The sequence below is a fragment of the Pseudomonas sp. NPDC087342 genome (assembly GCF_044744265.1).
Lineage (GTDB): Bacteria > Pseudomonadota > Gammaproteobacteria > Pseudomonadales > Pseudomonadaceae > Aquipseudomonas > Aquipseudomonas nunensis.
This window is the reverse complement of the sequence record NZ_JBIUXZ010000038.1, coordinates 1-16,420: the sequence shown is the minus strand read 5'-3', so window position 1 is coordinate 16,420 and position 16,420 is coordinate 1. Positions and strand designations below refer to the sequence as shown.

The following is a 16,420-nucleotide window of genomic DNA, read 5'->3' as shown; positions in this document are numbered from 1 at the left end:
GGTATCCAGACAAAAGAGACAGATAGCAAAACGCCCCACTAGGGGGCGTTTTGAGTGGTTATCCACAGAGTAAGTTACGCAGCGGCATTTTTGGTAGCAGCTTCGATCTTACGTGTGATGTACCACTGTTGGCTGATGGACAGGCAGTTGTTGACCACCCAGTACAGCACCAGACCCGCCGGGAACCACAGGAAGAAGAAGGTGAAGATGATTGGCATCAGCTTCATCACCTTGGCCTGCATCGGATCCGGAGGCGTTGGGTTCAACCGCTGCTGGATAAACATGGTTGCACCCATGATGATCGGCAGAATGAAGAACGGGTCTTTGATCGACAGGTCAGTAATCCACAGCATGAAAGGCGCTTGACGCATTTCAACACTTTCCAGCAGAACCCAGTACAGCGAAAGGAAAACCGGCATCTGCACCAGGATTGGCAAGCAGCCGCCCAGTGGATTGATCTTCTCTTTCTTGTACAGCTCCATCATGGCTTGGGACATTTTCTGCCGGTCATCGCCATGTTGCTCTTTCAGCGCGGCCAGTTTCGGTGCCACTGCACGCATGCGCGCCATGGATTTGTAGCTGGCAGCCGACAGAGGGAAGAAAAGCCCTTTGATCAGCATGGTCAGGAAGATGATCGACCAGCCCCAGTTACCCACAATCGCGTGAATGTGTTGCAGCAGCCAGAAGATTGGCTGGGCAATGAACCACAGGATGCCGTAGTCGACGGTCAATTCCAGACCTGGGGACAACTCTTTCAGCACAGCCTGGCTTTTCGGGCCGGCGTACAGAACAGCGCTGACTTCACCTTTGGCACCCGGTGCAACGGTCACTGCCGGAGCCGTGTAACCGATGATGTAGTTGCCTTTGCTGTCTTTACGGGTCTGAACGACGTTGTTTTCGCCCTTCGCCGGAATCCACGCGGTCACGAAGTAGTGTTGCAACCAGGCAACCCAACCACCGTTAACGGTTTCTTTCAGCTGAGCCTTGTCCATGTCCTTCATCGACACTTTCTTGTACGGCTCGTTACTTGTCCACAGGGCGGCGCCCAGGTAAGTCGCGGTGCCGGTGGCAGTGCTGGAAGAAGGATCGGAGCTGGCGTCACGTTTCAGTTGGGCGAACATCGCACCCGACCAAGGTTTGGCGCTTTCGTTGTCGATCAAGTACGAAACGGTTACGTCATACAGGCCACGTTTCACAGTGAAACGCTTGATGTAGTTGACGCCGTCCTTGCTGAACTTCAGGTCTACGACCAGTTGGTCCTGACCGTCAGCCAGTTGGTAGATCTTCTTCTCGGAGGAGTAAACCGGACGACCGGTTGGACTTGCGTCCGGACCGTCGGTGCCGATCAAACCGCTCTGGGCCAGATAAGTCCGCTCGTTGCCGTTATCGAACAGCTGGAATGGAATTTCCGGATGGTCCTGGCGACGTGGATACAGCGGCAACGTCAACTGGGCAACATCACCACCTTGTGGGTCGATAGCCAGGTTGAGCACATCCGTTTTGATCTGGATGAGGTCTTTGCTTACAGCTACTGGCGTTTCAGCAGGTGCAGTGGCACTGGTATCGCTTGCGGCGCGTGGAATGTCGTCACTGACAGAAGCATTATTGCCAGTCGCCGTGTCCGGTAGGCCCGGTGCGGTAGTACTGGAAGCAACATTCTGAGTCGGCAGGGCAGCCTGGCCATAGTCCTGGTTCCATTTAAGAACCATAACGTAGGACACGATTGCCAGGGCGACGATCAGGATCGTGCGTTTGATATCCATGATTACTCGGCCATCGAAGAAGAACGGGAGGTAGGGATAGGCGGAACCGGGTCATAACCACCGGGAGTGCACTGATGACAGCGACCTAATCGACGAAAGGCCAGCCAGCCACCGCGCAGAAGGCCATGATTTTCTATGGCTTCATACGCGTAGCAGGAACAACTGGGGTAGAAACGACAGTGACTGGCCATCAGGGGACTAATGGCATAGCGATAAAACTGGATCGGAACGAGTGCCAGTTTACGCATCGGTACTGTCTACCCCTACAGTTTCGGTTTTGACTGCTGGTACCGGCGTGCTGCGTGCCAGACGCTTCCAGAGTTTGCCGAAATGCTGAATCAATTCGGGGTTTTCTACGTCGCCCAAACCTTTGCGCGCGCCGATAACAATGTCCCAACCGACCAGTGAATCCTGGTTCAGGCGAAACGATTCGCGCATCAGACGTTTGAGGCGATTGCGCTCGACGGAGAGCTTTACGCTCTTTTTCCCGATAACCAACCCGAGACGGGGGTGATCAAGATCGTTGTTGCGCGCAAGGAGCAGGAGGTTTTTCCCCGGAACCTTGCCGGTAGGGGAGTCAAAGACTGCTTTGAAATGCCGGGGCGTAAGCAAACGCTTGTCCCGACTGAAGTCCTGACTCACCTCCAGTGCCGGATTATCAAACTGCCAGACGCGCACGACCTTTGGCGCGGCGACGCGACAGGACGGCGCGACCGTTTTTGGTAGCCATGCGAGCACGGAAACCGTGGGTACGAGCGCGTTTGATAGTGCTTGGTTGGAAAGTACGTTTCATTGTCGTGTTACCTGGTTCGTCCACAACGGGCCGGAATGGCCCCCGTTTTAAGAGACCGGGGATTCTAGAGAAAGCAAGCCTCTAGGTCAATTTCCAACCAGCGTTTCCTTATAAATAGATCTCCAGCGGTTTTCTCGTTCGACCCCCTTCGCTAGATATAGAAATAAAGAAGGGAATTATTTAAAGCTTTTCTGTAAAGCTTATAAAAGCTAGGGGCACGATCTTCTGTGGATAACTGCCTTAAGCCCTTCTAAGTCGTGCTGTACAGAGAATGACAACTACGGTGGAAAACGGTGGTCAGCCTGTGCTGCGCTGTCGGATAAGCTGTGTGTGGAATGGCCAGTTATCCACAGGCCAGTTATCCACCGAGTTTACCCCCCACTTGTCCAGTGCCCTCATGTGCGGTTATCCACAGAGCTTATGCACATACCGTCGGTCGTCTTTTTGTCAGTTAACGCGTTGATAAATCATGGCCTGTGCGCAACCTGCATGTGGATAAGTGGGCGTCTGGCCGCTACAATGGCCGCTTGTTTTTGCCTCACCGGCTTTCAACTTAGGGGATATCCGTGTCAGTGGAACTTTGGCAGCAGTGCGTGGAGCTTTTGCGCGATGAGCTGCCTGCCCAACAATTCAACACTTGGATCCGTCCACTACAGGTCGAAGCCGAAGGCGACGAGTTGCGTGTCTACGCACCGAACCGTTTTGTTCTCGACTGGGTCAACGAAAAGTACCTGGGCCGCGTCCTCGAACTGCTGGATGAGCATGGCAACGGCATTGCGCCGGTGCTTTCCTTATTAATAGGCAGCAAACGCAGTTCGGCACCGCGTGCGGCACCCAACGCTCCGCTGGCCGCCGCAGCTTCCCAGGCTCAGACTGCCCAGACACCTGTCAGCGCTCCAGCCCCTGCGCCAGCCGCCACCCAGACCAAACGTGCAACTCAAAAAGTTGCCGAAGTCAGCGAAGAGCCGTCTCGCGACAGTTTCGACCCGATGGCTGGCGCCAGTTCGCAACAGGCCCCGGTCCGTGCCGAACAACGCACTGTGCAGGTCGAAGGCGCGCTCAAGCACACCAGCTACCTGAACCGCACCTTTACCTTCGAGAACTTCGTCGAAGGTAAGTCCAACCAGCTGGCCCGGGCCGCGGCCTGGCAAGTGGCAGACAATCCCAAGCACGGTTACAACCCGCTCTTCCTTTATGGTGGCGTTGGCTTGGGTAAGACCCACTTGATGCACGCTGTGGGTAACCACCTATTAAAGAAGAACCCGAATGCCAAGGTCGTGTACCTGCATTCCGAGCGTTTCGTGGCCGACATGGTCAAGGCGCTGCAACTGAACGCGATCAACGAATTCAAGCGCTTCTACCGTTCGGTGGATGCGCTGCTGATCGATGACATTCAGTTCTTCGCTCGCAAGGAACGTTCCCAGGAAGAGTTTTTCCACACCTTCAACGCCCTGCTTGAAGGTGGCCAGCAGGTCATTCTCACCAGTGACCGCTACCCGAAAGAAATCGAAGGCCTTGAAGAGCGCCTCAAATCCCGCTTCGGCTGGGGCCTGACGGTTGCCGTCGAGCCGCCGGAGCTGGAAACCCGTGTGGCGATCCTGATGAAAAAGGCCGACCAGGCCAAAGTCGATCTGCCCCACGACGCGGCGTTCTTCATTGCCCAGCGTATTCGCTCCAACGTCCGTGAGCTGGAAGGCGCGCTCAAACGCGTGATCGCCCACTCGCACTTCATGGGTCGCGACATCACCATCGAGCTGATTCGCGAATCCCTGAAAGACTTGTTGGCGCTGCAAGACAAACTGGTCTCTGTGGATAACATTCAGCGCACCGTCGCCGAGTACTACAAGATCAAGATCTCCGACCTGCTGTCCAAGCGTCGTTCGCGCTCGGTCGCACGTCCGCGTCAGGTTGCAATGGCCCTCTCCAAAGAGTTGACTAACCACAGCCTGCCGGAAATCGGCGATGTGTTTGGCGGCCGCGACCACACGACTGTTTTGCACGCCTGCCGCAAGATCAACGAACTTAAGGAATCCGACGCGGACATCCGCGAGGACTACAAGAACCTGCTGCTAACACTGACCACTTGATGAACACCAGCGCAGCTTATTAAGGCAAGGGACTAGACCATGCATTTCACCATTCAACGCGAAGCCCTGTTGAAACCCCTGCAACTGGTCGCAGGCGTCGTCGAGCGCCGACAGACCTTGCCGGTGCTCTCCAACGTGCTGCTGGTTGTCGAAGGCCAGCAATTGTCGCTGACCGGTACCGACCTGGAAGTCGAGCTGGTTGGTCGTGTGCAACTCGAAGAGCCGGCTGATCCAGGCTCCATCACTGTGCCTGCGCGCAAGCTGATGGACATCTGCAAGAGCCTGCCGAACGATGCGCTGATCGACATCAAGGTCGATGAGCAGAAGCTCGTGGTGAAGGCCGGCCGTAGCCGCTTCACCTTGTCGACCTTGCCGGCCAACGATTTCCCGACCGTCGAGGAAGGCCCGGGTTCGCTGACCTGCAGCCTGGAGCAAAGCAAACTGCGTCGTTTGATCGAACGCACCAGCTTCGCCATGGCCCAGCAGGACGTGCGTTACTACCTCAACGGCATGCTGCTGGAAGTGTCCGAAGGCATCATCCGCGCCGTGGCCACCGACGGTCACCGTCTGGCCATGTGCTCGATGAAAGCCGATATCGGTCAGCCGGATCGTCACCAGGTGATCGTGCCGCGCAAGGGTATCCTTGAGCTGGCGCGTCTGCTGACCGAGCCGGATGGCCTGGTCAGCATCGTCCTGGGTCAGCACCACATCCGTGCGACCACCGGCGAGTTCACCTTCACCTCCAAACTGGTCGACGGCAAGTTCCCGGACTACGAGCGTGTTCTGCCTAAAGGTGGCGACAAGCTTGTGCTGGGTGACCGCCAGGCGCTGCGTGAAGCATTCAGCCGTACCGCGATTCTGTCCAACGAGAAGTACCGCGGCATCCGTCTGCAACTGGCCAACGGTCAGCTGAAGATCCAGGCGAATAACCCGGAGCAGGAAGAAGCGGAAGAAGAAGTGGGCGTTGAATACAACGGCGGCAATCTGGAAATCGGCTTCAACGTGAGCTACTTGCTCGACGTGTTGGGCGTGATGACCACCGAGCAGGTTCGCCTGATCCTGTCCGACTCCAACAGCAGTGCGCTGGTGCAAGAGTCCGACAACGACGACTCGGCCTACGTTGTCATGCCGATGCGTCTGTAATCATGTTCAGCAGAAGCTAGATGTCCTTAAGTCGCGTCTCGGTCACCGCGGTGCGCAACCTGCACCCGGTGACCTTCTCCCCCTCTCCCCGAATCAACATTCTTTACGGCGCCAACGGCAGCGGCAAAACCAGTGTTCTGGAAGCCATTCATCTGCTGGGGCTTGCCCGTTCGTTTCGTAGCAGCCGTCTTTTACCCGTCATTCAGTACGAGCAACTGGCGTGCACGGTGTTTGGTCAGGTGGAGTTGGCCGAAGGCGGGCACAGCGCTTTAGGGATATCGCGGGACCGTCAGGGTGAGTTCCAGATCCGCATTGACGGGCAGAACGCCCGCAGCGCGGCGCAACTGGCGGAAATCCTGCCTTTGCAGTTGATCAACCCCGACAGCTTCCGGCTGTTAGAAGGTGCGCCGAAGATTCGGAGGCAGTTTCTCGACTGGGGTGTGTTCCACGTGGAACCGCGATTCATGTCCACATGGCAGCGCTTGCAGAAGGCCCTGCGCCAGAGAAACTCTTGGCTGCGGCATGGTACACTTGACGCCGTTTCGCAAGCGGTTTGGGACAGGGAACTGTGCCAGGCCAGCGCAGAAATTGATGAATACCGCCGCGCTTATATCAAAGCCTTGAAACCAGTCTTTGAACAGACCTTGAGCGAACTGGTTGAGCTCGAGGGCTTGACGCTGAGCTATTACCGAGGTTGGGACAAAGAGCGCGAACTAAGTGCCGTGCTTGCCGGGTCCCTTCAGCGGGATCAGCAAATGGGTCATACCCAGGCCGGACCACAACGCGCTGATTTGCGTCTTCGATTGGGCGCACATAACGCCGCGGACATATTGTCTCGGGGTCAGCAGAAGTTGGTGGTCTGTGCATTGCGGATTGCCCAGGGGCACCTGGTTAGCCAGGCCCGACGCGGCCAGTGTATTTATCTGGTGGATGACTTGCCGTCCGAACTGGACGAGCAACACCGCCGTGCGCTTTGCCGCTTGCTGGAAGACTTACGCTGCCAGGTGTTTATTACCTGTGTAGATCACGAATTATTGAGGGAAGGCTGGCAGACGGAAACGCCAGTCGCTTTGTTCCACGTGGAACAGGGCCGTATCACCCAGACCCACGACCATCGGGAGTGAAGGCATTGAGCGAAGAAAATACGAATACCTACGACTCAACGAGCATTAAGGTGCTGAAAGGCCTGGATGCCGTCCGTAAACGTCCCGGTATGTACATTGGTGACACCGACGATGGTAGCGGTCTGCACCACATGGTCTTCGAGGTAGTCGACAACTCCATCGATGAAGCGCTCGCTGGCCACTGCGACGACATCAGCATCATCATCCACCCGGACGAATCCATCACCGTGCGTGACAACGGTCGTGGCATCCCGGTGGACGTGCACAAAGAAGAAGGCGTTTCCGCAGCCGAGGTCATCATGACCGTGCTGCACGCCGGCGGTAAGTTCGATGACAACTCCTACAAAGTATCCGGCGGCCTGCACGGTGTAGGTGTGTCGGTGGTGAACGCCCTGTCTGAAGAGCTTGTTCTCACGGTGCGCCGCAGCGGCAAGATCTGGGAACAGACTTACATCCACGGTGTTCCGAAAGAGCCGATGAAAATCGTTGGCGAGAGCGAAACCACCGGTACCCAGATTCACTTCAAACCGTCCGACCTGACCTTCAAGAACATCCACTTCAGCTGGGACATCCTGGCCAAGCGGATTCGTGAACTGTCCTTCCTGAACTCCGGTGTTGGCATCGTCCTCAAGGATGAGCGCAGCGGCAAGGAAGAGCTGTTCAAGTACGAAGGCGGTCTGCGTGCGTTCGTTGAATACCTGAACACCAACAAGACTCCGGTCAACCAGGTGTTCCACTTCAACATCCAGCGAGAAGACGGCATCTGCTTGGAAATCGCCCTGAAGTGGAACGACAGCTTCAACGAGAACCTGTTGTGCTTCACCAACAACATTCCTCAGCGCGACGGCGGTACTCACCTGGTGGGTTTCCGTTCCGCACTGACGCGTAACCTGAACACCTACATCGAAGCGGAAGGCCTGGCGAAGAAGCACAAAGTCGCCACCACCGGTGACGATGCCCGTGAAGGCCTGACCGCGATTATTTCGGTGAAGGTGCCGGATCCGAAGTTCAGCTCCCAGACTAAAGACAAGCTGGTTTCTTCCGAAGTGAAGACCGCCGTCGAACAGGAAATGGGCAAGTACTTCTCCGACTTCCTGCTGGAAAACCCGAACGAAGCCAAACTGGTCGTCGGCAAGATGATCGACGCGGCTCGCGCTCGTGAAGCGGCGCGTAAAGCCCGTGAGATGACCCGTCGTAAAGGCGCGCTGGATATCGCCGGCCTGCCGGGCAAACTGGCTGACTGCCAGGAAAAAGACCCTGCCCTTTCCGAACTGTACCTCGTGGAAGGTGACTCTGCTGGCGGTTCCGCCAAGCAGGGTCGCAACCGTCGCACCCAGGCCATCCTGCCGTTGAAAGGCAAGATCCTGAACGTCGAGAAGGCGCGTTTCGACAAGATGATCTCTTCGCAAGAAGTGGGCACCTTGATCACCGCGCTGGGCTGCGGCATCGGCCGCGACGAGTACAACATCGACAAGCTGCGTTATCACAACATCATCATCATGACCGATGCTGACGTCGACGGTTCGCACATCCGTACCCTGCTGCTGACCTTCTTCTTCCGTAAGTTGCCGGAGCTTATAGTTCGCGGCTACATCTAGATGGAACTGCAGTCTCTGTTGTATTTCTAGTATGGCTTTTAAGAGCAATACATCAAAGACGACGACGCCATGGAAGAGTACATGACGCAGTCGGCCCTGGAAGATGCGAGTCTGCACCTGAACGAAGAAGCCCCGGGTATTTCCGGTGAAGCGCTTGAGCGTCTGGTGAATGACTTCCGCCTGGTGATGAAGACCCTCAAGCGTCTGTCGCGCCTGTACCCACAGGAACTGACCGAGCACTTCATCTACCTGCCAGCGGTAAGCATGGAGCAACTGTCCGATCACGCAGCGATGCAGGATTGGATGGCTCGGTTCGAAGTACGCCTGCGCACCGTCGAGAAGTCTGGCCTGGTCTACAAAGCCAGTCTGCGTGAAGACCGTGAACGTAACGTCTGGCTGCCAGAGGTCGAACTGATCTCCCACGGCCTGTCGAACTACATCACGTTCAACCGCGACTTCTTCGGCAGCAACGATTACAAAACCGTTGTTTCCCTGGGCGCTCAATTGAGCACCTTGCTCGACGACGGCGCGTACATCCAGCGCGGCGAGCGCAAGAAGCCGGTGACCGAGTTCAAGGAAGCCCTTGAATGGCTGATGGCGGAAAGCACCAAGCGCCACACCATCCAGCGATACAAAGGTCTGGGCGAAATGAACCCGGATCAGCTGTGGGAAACCACCATGGACCCAGCCCAGCGCCGGATGCTCAAAGTGACCATCGAAGACGCCATTGGCGCGGACCAGATCTTCAACACCCTGATGGGTGATGCGGTCGAACCCCGTCGTGACTTCATCGAAAGCAATGCCCTGGCGGTTTCCAACCTGGACTTCTGATCCAGTTGTAGCGCCGACGAAAAAGGCCAACGCACAAGCGTTGGCCTTTTTTATGGTTTACAGAAAATCAAAAGATCGCAGCCTAAAAAATGTAGGCGCTGCCGAAGGCTGCGATCTGTTGATCTTTATTCGCCGACCGACCCCACACTCTCCAACCGATACCCATACCCATAAATCGTCAGCAGCTGCCAACCCCGATCAGCCGTCAGCCCGAGCTTATTGCGCAGGCGATAGATGTGGGTGTCCAGTGGTCGAGAAGACACCATCTCTTCATGGCTCCAGAACCGTCCATACAGATATTCCCGAGACAGCGGCCGGCCCAGGTTGGTGAATAAACATCGCGCCAGACTGTATTCCCGTTCGGTCATGGCGATGGGGATACCCGCGCGGGTGACGGTCAGTTCAGCGTCATCAAACACCAGGTCATTGAAACTCAGTACTTCGGTAGCCGTCGCACGTTGCTGGCCGTGCCTGCGCAATACAGCAGCGACACGGGCTTTCAATTCATTGGGACGGAACGGCTTGCTGACGTAGTCGTCGGCCCCGGCATTCAGCGCCTGGACGATGTCACTCTCGGCGTCGCGGCTGGTGAGCATGATGGCGGCAGGCGGCGCATCCATGTGTTCGCGGGTCCAGCGCAGCAGCGAGAGGCCACTGAGATCCGGCAGTTGCCAGTCGAGTATCAGCAGGTCGAAGGTTTCCCGGCGCAGTTGGCGCAACAGATCTTCCGCGCGCTCGAAGCTGTGCAATAGCCAGGGGTGTTCGCCCGGTTCGGCCATTTGGTGCAGGGTCTGTTCGACCCGGCGCAGTTCGGCGGGTTCATCGTCCAGTATCGCGACACGCATGTGCGGCAATTCCTTGAGGGCGGGTGGGCGGTAGACGATACCGGCTCGACTGGCGGAGTGAAAGTAAGCAAACCTGCGTCGGTCATCGTCCGCTATGATTCTTCGGGTTCAATCTTCCAATCAGAATTCTGACTCATGAATCTAACGCCTTCCCCCCTGCCCTTTCAGACTTGCCCATGACAATTCAGCGCCGTCGTGAGAGTCGTGAGCCGACTCAGGTCCAGCGTTTGTTCCGGCAATTGGTCAGGGAGTGGTTGTGGATAAGTTTGATCCTGCTGCCCCTGACTGCCCTGCTCTCGTATAGCGCCCAGTCCAATGAGCTCAAGGGTTCGGGGGCGCTGGAGGCGTTGTTGTCAGTCAGTCTAGTCGCTTGCGTGCTCGGCTTGCTGTTACTACGCCCGCGCCTGGCGCTGTGGGTGACGCTGGGTGGCATGAGCTGCGCGCTGCTGATCAGCGCCTGTCTGGCAGAACTGCGTTGGTGGTGGTCCCCGGCGGCGAGTCTGATGGGCATGCTGTTGGGCTACCTGATCTGGAATTGGCGGCGCCTGAGTGTGGTGCTGAGCTACTTCGGCTGGGAACTGGCGCGCCTGGACAACGAACCGAAAGTGTTCCCGGAACGCCGTCGGGTGCAGTTTCCAACCGGTGATCATTTGCAGGGGCAAATCATGGCGCTGGAACAAGCCATGAGTCGCACCCGCGATACCCGGCGCTTTATCGCCGACGGACTGGAGTATCTACCGGTAGCGACGTTGATCAGTGATCCGCGAGGCCGGATATTGCTCGGCAATCGTAACGCCCGAGACTTGTTCGGCGCCGAGCTGGTGGGCGACGACATCCTTGAGCAACTGGCGCGATTGGGCTACCCGGAATTGCTGAATGGCGCGCGGCCGCTTTTATCGACGTTGGCCCTGCTGGAGTTCAGGGATATCAAAGGACGCAGTCTGCGCCTGGAGCGCGCGGCATTGTTGCCCGTGGACGGAGAAACGCCGATTGGCTGGTTGTTGAGCCTGACCGACCTGAGTGTCGAACGTGATGCCGAAGAGCAACGTGGTGTGCTGCTACGCTTTTTGTCCCACGACTTACGGGCGCCGCATTCGGCGATTTTGGCCTTGCTCGATGTGCATCGGCACCAGGTGGGCGGCGACACGCAGTTGTTCGATCAGATTGAGCGTCAGGTGCGCCGGGCCTTGGACCTCACAGACGGCTTCGTGTTATTGGCCAGGGCCGAGTCAGAGGCCTATGAATTCCAACCCACCCTGTTCGCAATGCTGGTACTGGACGTGTTCGACCAGGCCCTGAGCATTGCGCAGTTGAAGCAGATCGAGCTAGTCCATCACCTCGAGGACGATGCCCAGGAAAGTTTGATCATGGCCGATCAGGGATTGCTGACCCGGGCGTTGTTCAATTTGCTGGAAAACGCCATCAAGTACAGCGATTCCGGAACACGTATCAGCCTGCAAGTCAGCAGTCGCGAGGGTTGGCTGACCTGCGAGCTTACCGATCAGGGCAAAGGCATCGCTGCCGACGAATTGCCTGAGCTGTTTAGCCAATATCGCCGGTTTACTTCGGCTCAAGGCATCGATGGTATTGGGTTGGGATTGTCGATGGTCAAGGCAGTGGTGGATCACCACGATGGCCGGATCGAATGTCACAGTGAGGTCGGTAAAGGCACCTGTTTCAGCCTTCATTTCCCCCTGCTGCATGAATAAAATGCGGGCATAAAAAAACCGGCTATATCAGCCGGTTTTTTTACGTCCGAAAAAAACTTATGCACCTTTTTCGGGATTTTATGAGCTTAAGAAATATGTATATAAATCATAACCCTAGAAACTAAATACGACGTTTTTCAACAAAACGGTACACAGGTTATCCACAGAATCTCAGACAGCCACCTGATCCGTCTCGGCGGGTGCTTGAGGCGCCGGTGGCAACGAACCCATATCGCGTTGCATCTGTTCATTCCAGGCCTGGACCCGATCGTTCAGTGCGGCAACGGCTCGCGGTCCACTGCCCTCGGCGTACATCGGCTCACCGATGATCACAGTGATCACGCCCTGCTTCTTCGCCCAACCGGTTTTCGGCCAGAACTTGCCCGCATTGTGTGCAATCGGCAGCACCGGAAGTGCGGCGTTGACCGCCAAAGCGCTGCCACCGCGCGAGAACTTGCCTACGGTGCCGTAAGGAACACGAGTGCCTTCCGGGAAGATAAGGACCCAGACACCATCCTTCAACAATTCATCGCCCTTCTTCGCCACATGCTTGAGCGCGGCTTTGGGATTATCACGGTCGATGGCGATCGGTCGCAGCATGGCCATCGCCCAACCGAAGAAGGGCACGAACAGCAATGAACGCTTGAGGACCTGGCTCAGCGGCTCGAAGTAAGCGGAGAGAAAGAACGTCTCCCAGGTGCTCTGGTGGTTCGACTGAATCACGCAGGGCCGGTCAGGCACGTTTTCAGCGCCTTTGATTTCGTAGCTGATGCCCAGGAACACTTTGCTCAGCCATAAGGCGCAGCGGCACCAGTACACATTAATGAAGCGATATCGGGCCTTGAACGGCAGAAAAGGCGCGATGAAAAAGCTCAGGCTGCACCAAAGCAAAGAGCTGGTGCCCAGCAACAGATAAAAGAGGAATGTTCTGATGGCCTGCAGTATCGACATGGTGACGTTTACCGTGCGGGCTCTGCCCGTCTATATAAAGCGCAATCCCGATCAATCCTTGGTCAGGAATCTCGAAACGCTCTAATTGTGGATAAGTTCTGCGGCAATCGCCGCCAGATCGTCAAAAATCAAGGTGCCTACCGGTAGGGTTTTACCCAGAGTCTTTTCGCCTTTCCCGGTCTTTACCAAAACTGGCTGAGAATCGACGGCTTTTGCGGCTTCCAGGTCACCAAGGGAATCGCCGACAAACCATAGATTAGTCAGCGAGACGCTGTAATGCGCGGCGATGGTTTTCAACATCCCGGGTTTCGGCTTGCGGCATTCGCAGCCATCGTCCGGCCCGTGCGGGCAATAGACGATCAGCCCGACTTCACCGCCCTGCTCCGCCACCAACGTGCGCAAGCGCTCGTGCATGGCATCCAGGGTGGCGATGTCGTAATAGCCGCGAGCGATGCCCGACTGGTTGGTAGCGACCGCCACCGTCCAGCCGGCCTCGCTCAACTGCGCGATGGCTTCGATCGAACCGGGGAGCGGAATCCACTCCTCCACCGACTTGATGTAAGCGTCGGAGTCGTAATTGATCACCCCGTCCCGATCGAGAATCAGCAGTTTCAAACAGTCTTACCCCAACAGCGAAATATCGGCGACGCCGAGGAACAACCCGCGCAGACGCGACAGCAGTGCATAACGGTTGGCGCGCACATTGGCGTCATCCGCATTGACCATCACGGCTTCGAAGAAGGCATCGACCGGCTCGCGCAGGGCAGCCAGACGCGCCAGGGATTCGCTGTACTGACGGGCAGCAGCCATCGGCTGAACAGCCTGGTCAGCCTGCTGGATCGCCGAGTACAGGGAGAACTCGTTGGCATTGTCGAAGTACTTGGCTTCAACGACCGTTGGCACGGAGCCTTCGACCTTGCTCAACAGGTTCGACACGCGCTTGTTCACGGCCGCCAGTGCCGCAGCTTCCGGCAACTTGCGGAACGCTTCTACCGCTTGTACGCGTTGGTCGAAGTCCAGCGCCGAACCCGGTTTCAGGGCACGCACCGACAGGTAAGTACCGACATCCACGCCTTCGTCTTCATAACGGGCACGCAGACGGTCGAAGATGAATTCCAGCACCGAGTCATTCAGGCCGGCAGCCTTCACCTTGGTACCGAACGCATTCACGGCAAACGCCACGGCTTCGTTGAGGTCGAGGTCGAGTTTCTTGTCGATCAGGATGCGCAGCACGCCCAATGCCGCACGGCGCAGGGCATACGGGTCTTTGCTACCGGTTGGCAACATGCCGATACCGAAGATACCGACCAGCGTGTCGAGCTTGTCGGCAATGGCCACGGCCGCACCGGTCAGGGTGGTCGGCAGTTCAGCGCCGGCACCGCGCGGCATGTACTGCTCGTTCAGCGCCAGGGCGACTTCTTCCGGCTCGCCGTCGTTGAGGGCGTAGTAGTAACCGGCGACACCTTGCATCTCCGGGAACTCACCTACCATTTCGGTCGACAGGTCGCACTTGGACAGCAGGCCGGCACGGGAGGCCCAGGCTGCGTTGCCGCCAATGCGTTGCGCGATGTAAGCCGCCAGTTTGGAGACGCGCTCGGCCTTGTCGTAAACGCTGCCGAGTTTTTCCTGGAACACCACGTTCTGCAGGCGCAGGTTGAAGTCTTCGAGTTTCTGCTTCTTGTCTTGCTTGAAGAAGAACTCGGCGTCGGTCAGGCGTGGGCGAACCACTTTCTCGTTACCGGCGATGATCTGTTGCGGGTCTTTGCTTTCGATGTTGGCCACGGTAATGAAACGTGGCAGCAACTTGCCCTCGGCATCCAGCAGGCAGAAGTACTTCTGGTTGTCCTGCATGGTGGTGATCAGGGCTTCTTGCGGCACGTCGAGGAAACGTTCCTCGAACGAGCACACCAGCGGCACCGGCCATTCAACCAGCGCAGTCACTTCGTCGAGCAAGGCTGGAGGAACGATCGCAGTACCTTCCTGCATCGTCGCCAGTTCTTCGGTGCGCTTGCTGATCAGTGCGCGACGCTCGTTGGCATCGGCCAGCACGTAGGCGCCACGCAGATCGGCCAAGTAGTTGGCCGGCGCGGTGATGCGCACGCTTTCCGGGTGGTGGAAGCGGTGACCACGGGAATCACGGCCAGCCTTCTGGGCGAGGATCGTGCAATCGATGACCTGGTCACCGAGCAGCATCACCAGCCATTGGGTCGGACGCACGAATTCTTCTTTGCGAGCACCCCAGCGCATGCGTTTCGGGATCGGCAGGTCGTTCAGGGAATCTTCAACGATGGTCGGCAGCAGGCTCGCGGTCGGCTTGCCGGCGATGCTCTGGCTGTAACGCAGTTTCGGACCGCTCTGATCGATTTCGCTCAGGTCGACGCCGCACTTCTTGGCGAAGCCCAGGGCTGCTTGAGTCGGGTTGCCGTCGGCATCGAACGCGGCCTGACGTGGCGGGCCGTCGAGGTTAATGCTGCGATCCGGTTGCTGGGTGGCCAGCGCGGTGATCAGCACGGCCAGGCGACGTGGCGCGGCGTAGACGGTTTTGGTCTCGTAGTTCAGGCCGGCAGCTTGCAGGCCCTTGTCGATACCGGCCAGAAACGCGTCGGCCAGGGTGTTCAGGGCTTTGGGTGGCAGTTCTTCGGTGCCCAATTCAACCAGGAAATCCAGAGCACTCATTGTGCAGCCTCCAGCTTAGCCAACACTTCGTCACGCAGGTCCGGGGTCGCCATCGGGAAGCCCAGCTTGGCGCGAGCCAGCAGGTAGGCTTGCGCAACGGAACGCGCCAGGGTGCGAACACGCAGAATGTATTGCTGACGCGCAGTCACGGAGATTGCCCGGCGCGCATCCAGCAGGTTGAAGGTATGGGACGCCTTCAACACCATTTCGTAGCTCGGCAACGGCAGCGGCTGGTCGAGTTCGATCAGGCGCTTGGCTTCGCTTTCGTAGAAATCGAACAGCTCGAACAGCTTCTCCACATTGGCGTGTTCGAAGTTGTAAGTCGATTGCTCGACTTCGTTCTGGTGGAACACATCGCCGTAGGTCACTTTGCCCATCGGACCGTCAGCCCAGACCAGGTCGTAGACCGAGTCCACGCCTTGCAGGTACATGGCCAGACGCTCGAGGCCGTAAGTGATCTCGCCGGTCACCGGGTAGCACTCGATGCCGCCCGCTTGCTGGAAGTAAGTGAACTGCGTCACTTCCATGCCGTTGAGCCAGACTTCCCAGCCCAGGCCCCAGGCGCCCAGCGTAGGCGATTCCCAGTTGTCTTCGACGAAGCGAATGTCGTGGACCAATGGGTCCAGGCCGACGTGCTTGAGGGAGCCCAGGTACAGTTCCTGGAAGTTGTCCGGGTTCGGCTTCAGGACTACCTGGAACTGATAGTAGTGCTGCAGACGGTTCGGGTTTTCGCCGTAGCGGCCGTCAGTCGGGCGACGACTGGGCTGCACATAAGCGGCGTTCCAGGTTTCCGGGCCGATGGCGCGCAGAAACGTGGCTGTGTGGAAAGTGCCGGCGCCTACTTCCATATCGTAGGGCTGAAGTACCACGCAACCTTGCTCGGCCCAGTATTGCTGGAGC

At 57.5% G+C, this 16,420-nt stretch carries 13 protein-coding genes and 1 pseudogene; 5 read left to right on the top strand and 9 right to left on the bottom strand.

Annotated features, from left to right (window positions below):
* Positions 1-74 precede the first annotated feature (74 nt).
* The 4 genes from yidC to rpmH are packed head-to-tail and all read right to left on the bottom strand — an operon-like array spanning position 75 to position 2,556.
* Entirely contained in the window at positions 75-1,763 is a 1,689-nt protein-coding gene (gene yidC / locus ACIOYV_RS32340) for a membrane protein insertase YidC (protein WP_401330441.1), read from the bottom strand.
* A 2-nt stretch (positions 1,764-1,765) separates the two neighbouring features.
* Complete coding sequence (yidD, locus tag ACIOYV_RS32335) at positions 1,766-2,011, bottom strand: membrane protein insertion efficiency factor YidD (protein ID WP_401330438.1); 246 nt, start codon at positions 2,009-2,011, stop codon at positions 1,766-1,768.
* Entirely contained in the window at positions 2,004-2,405 is a 402-nt protein-coding gene (gene rnpA / locus ACIOYV_RS32330; RefSeq protein WP_401330460.1) for a ribonuclease P protein component, read from the bottom strand. Before rnpA ends, yidD begins: the two co-directional genes overlap by 8 nt.
* A gap of 16 nt (positions 2,406-2,421) precedes the next feature.
* Entirely contained in the window at positions 2,422-2,556 is a 135-nt protein-coding gene (gene rpmH / locus ACIOYV_RS32325) for a 50S ribosomal protein L34 (RefSeq protein ID WP_003213577.1), read from the bottom strand.
* A 566-nt stretch (positions 2,557-3,122) separates the two neighbouring features.
* Here rpmH and dnaA point away from each other — a divergent pair.
* The 4 genes and pseudogenes from dnaA (at position 3,123) to gyrB (ending at position 9,339) form a co-directional block, all read left to right on the top strand.
* A complete protein-coding gene (gene dnaA, locus ACIOYV_RS32320) occupies positions 3,123-4,643 on the top strand; it encodes a chromosomal replication initiator protein DnaA (RefSeq protein WP_401330435.1) in 1,521 nt (506 codons plus the stop codon).
* A 39-nt stretch (positions 4,644-4,682) separates the two neighbouring features.
* The gene (gene dnaN / locus ACIOYV_RS32315; RefSeq protein WP_054048133.1) at positions 4,683-5,786 is read left to right on the top strand and encodes a DNA polymerase III subunit beta; all 1,104 of its coding nucleotides are present in this window, start codon (positions 4,683-4,685) and stop codon (positions 5,784-5,786) included.
* 20 nt (positions 5,787-5,806) lie between these two features.
* Complete coding sequence (recF, locus tag ACIOYV_RS32310; protein WP_054048131.1) at positions 5,807-6,910, top strand: DNA replication/repair protein RecF; 1,104 nt, start codon at positions 5,807-5,809, stop codon at positions 6,908-6,910.
* A 5-nt stretch (positions 6,911-6,915) separates the two neighbouring features.
* Positions 6,916-9,339 (top strand): annotated as a pseudogene (gyrB, locus tag ACIOYV_RS32305) (DNA topoisomerase (ATP-hydrolyzing) subunit B).
* 125 nt (positions 9,340-9,464) lie between these two features.
* Here the strand turns inward: gyrB and ACIOYV_RS32300 are convergent.
* Positions 9,465-10,184, bottom strand: a complete 720-nt coding sequence (locus ACIOYV_RS32300) for a response regulator transcription factor (protein ID WP_401330430.1) — start codon at positions 10,182-10,184, stop codon at positions 9,465-9,467.
* Positions 10,185-10,360: 176 nt separating this feature from the next.
* On the opposite strand from ACIOYV_RS32300, the gene ACIOYV_RS32295 reads away from it, so the two are divergent.
* The gene (locus ACIOYV_RS32295) at positions 10,361-11,893 is read left to right on the top strand and encodes a sensor histidine kinase (protein WP_401330427.1); all 1,533 of its coding nucleotides are present in this window, start codon (positions 10,361-10,363) and stop codon (positions 11,891-11,893) included.
* Between the two features lie 171 nt (positions 11,894-12,064).
* On the opposite strand, the gene ACIOYV_RS32290 is transcribed toward ACIOYV_RS32295, so the two are convergent.
* From ACIOYV_RS32290 to glyQ, 4 genes are all read right to left on the bottom strand, one after another.
* The gene (locus ACIOYV_RS32290) at positions 12,065-12,844 is read right to left on the bottom strand and encodes a 1-acyl-sn-glycerol-3-phosphate acyltransferase (protein ID WP_163910525.1); all 780 of its coding nucleotides are present in this window, start codon (positions 12,842-12,844) and stop codon (positions 12,065-12,067) included.
* 81 nt (positions 12,845-12,925) lie between these two features.
* On the bottom strand, positions 12,926-13,459 hold the full coding sequence (gene gmhB, locus ACIOYV_RS32285; protein WP_401330423.1) for a D-glycero-beta-D-manno-heptose 1,7-bisphosphate 7-phosphatase: 534 nt from the start codon (positions 13,457-13,459) through the stop codon (positions 12,926-12,928).
* Between the two features lie 6 nt (positions 13,460-13,465).
* Positions 13,466-15,520 carry a glycine--tRNA ligase subunit beta gene (glyS, locus tag ACIOYV_RS32280; protein WP_401330420.1) on the bottom strand — a complete coding sequence of 685 codons (2,055 nt, stop codon included), beginning with the start codon at positions 15,518-15,520 and terminating at the stop codon, positions 13,466-13,468.
* A partial coding sequence (glyQ, locus tag ACIOYV_RS32275; RefSeq protein WP_401330417.1) for a glycine--tRNA ligase subunit alpha occupies positions 15,517-16,420 on the bottom strand: 904 nt, incomplete at its 5' end. The genes glyS and glyQ, both read right to left, overlap by 4 nt.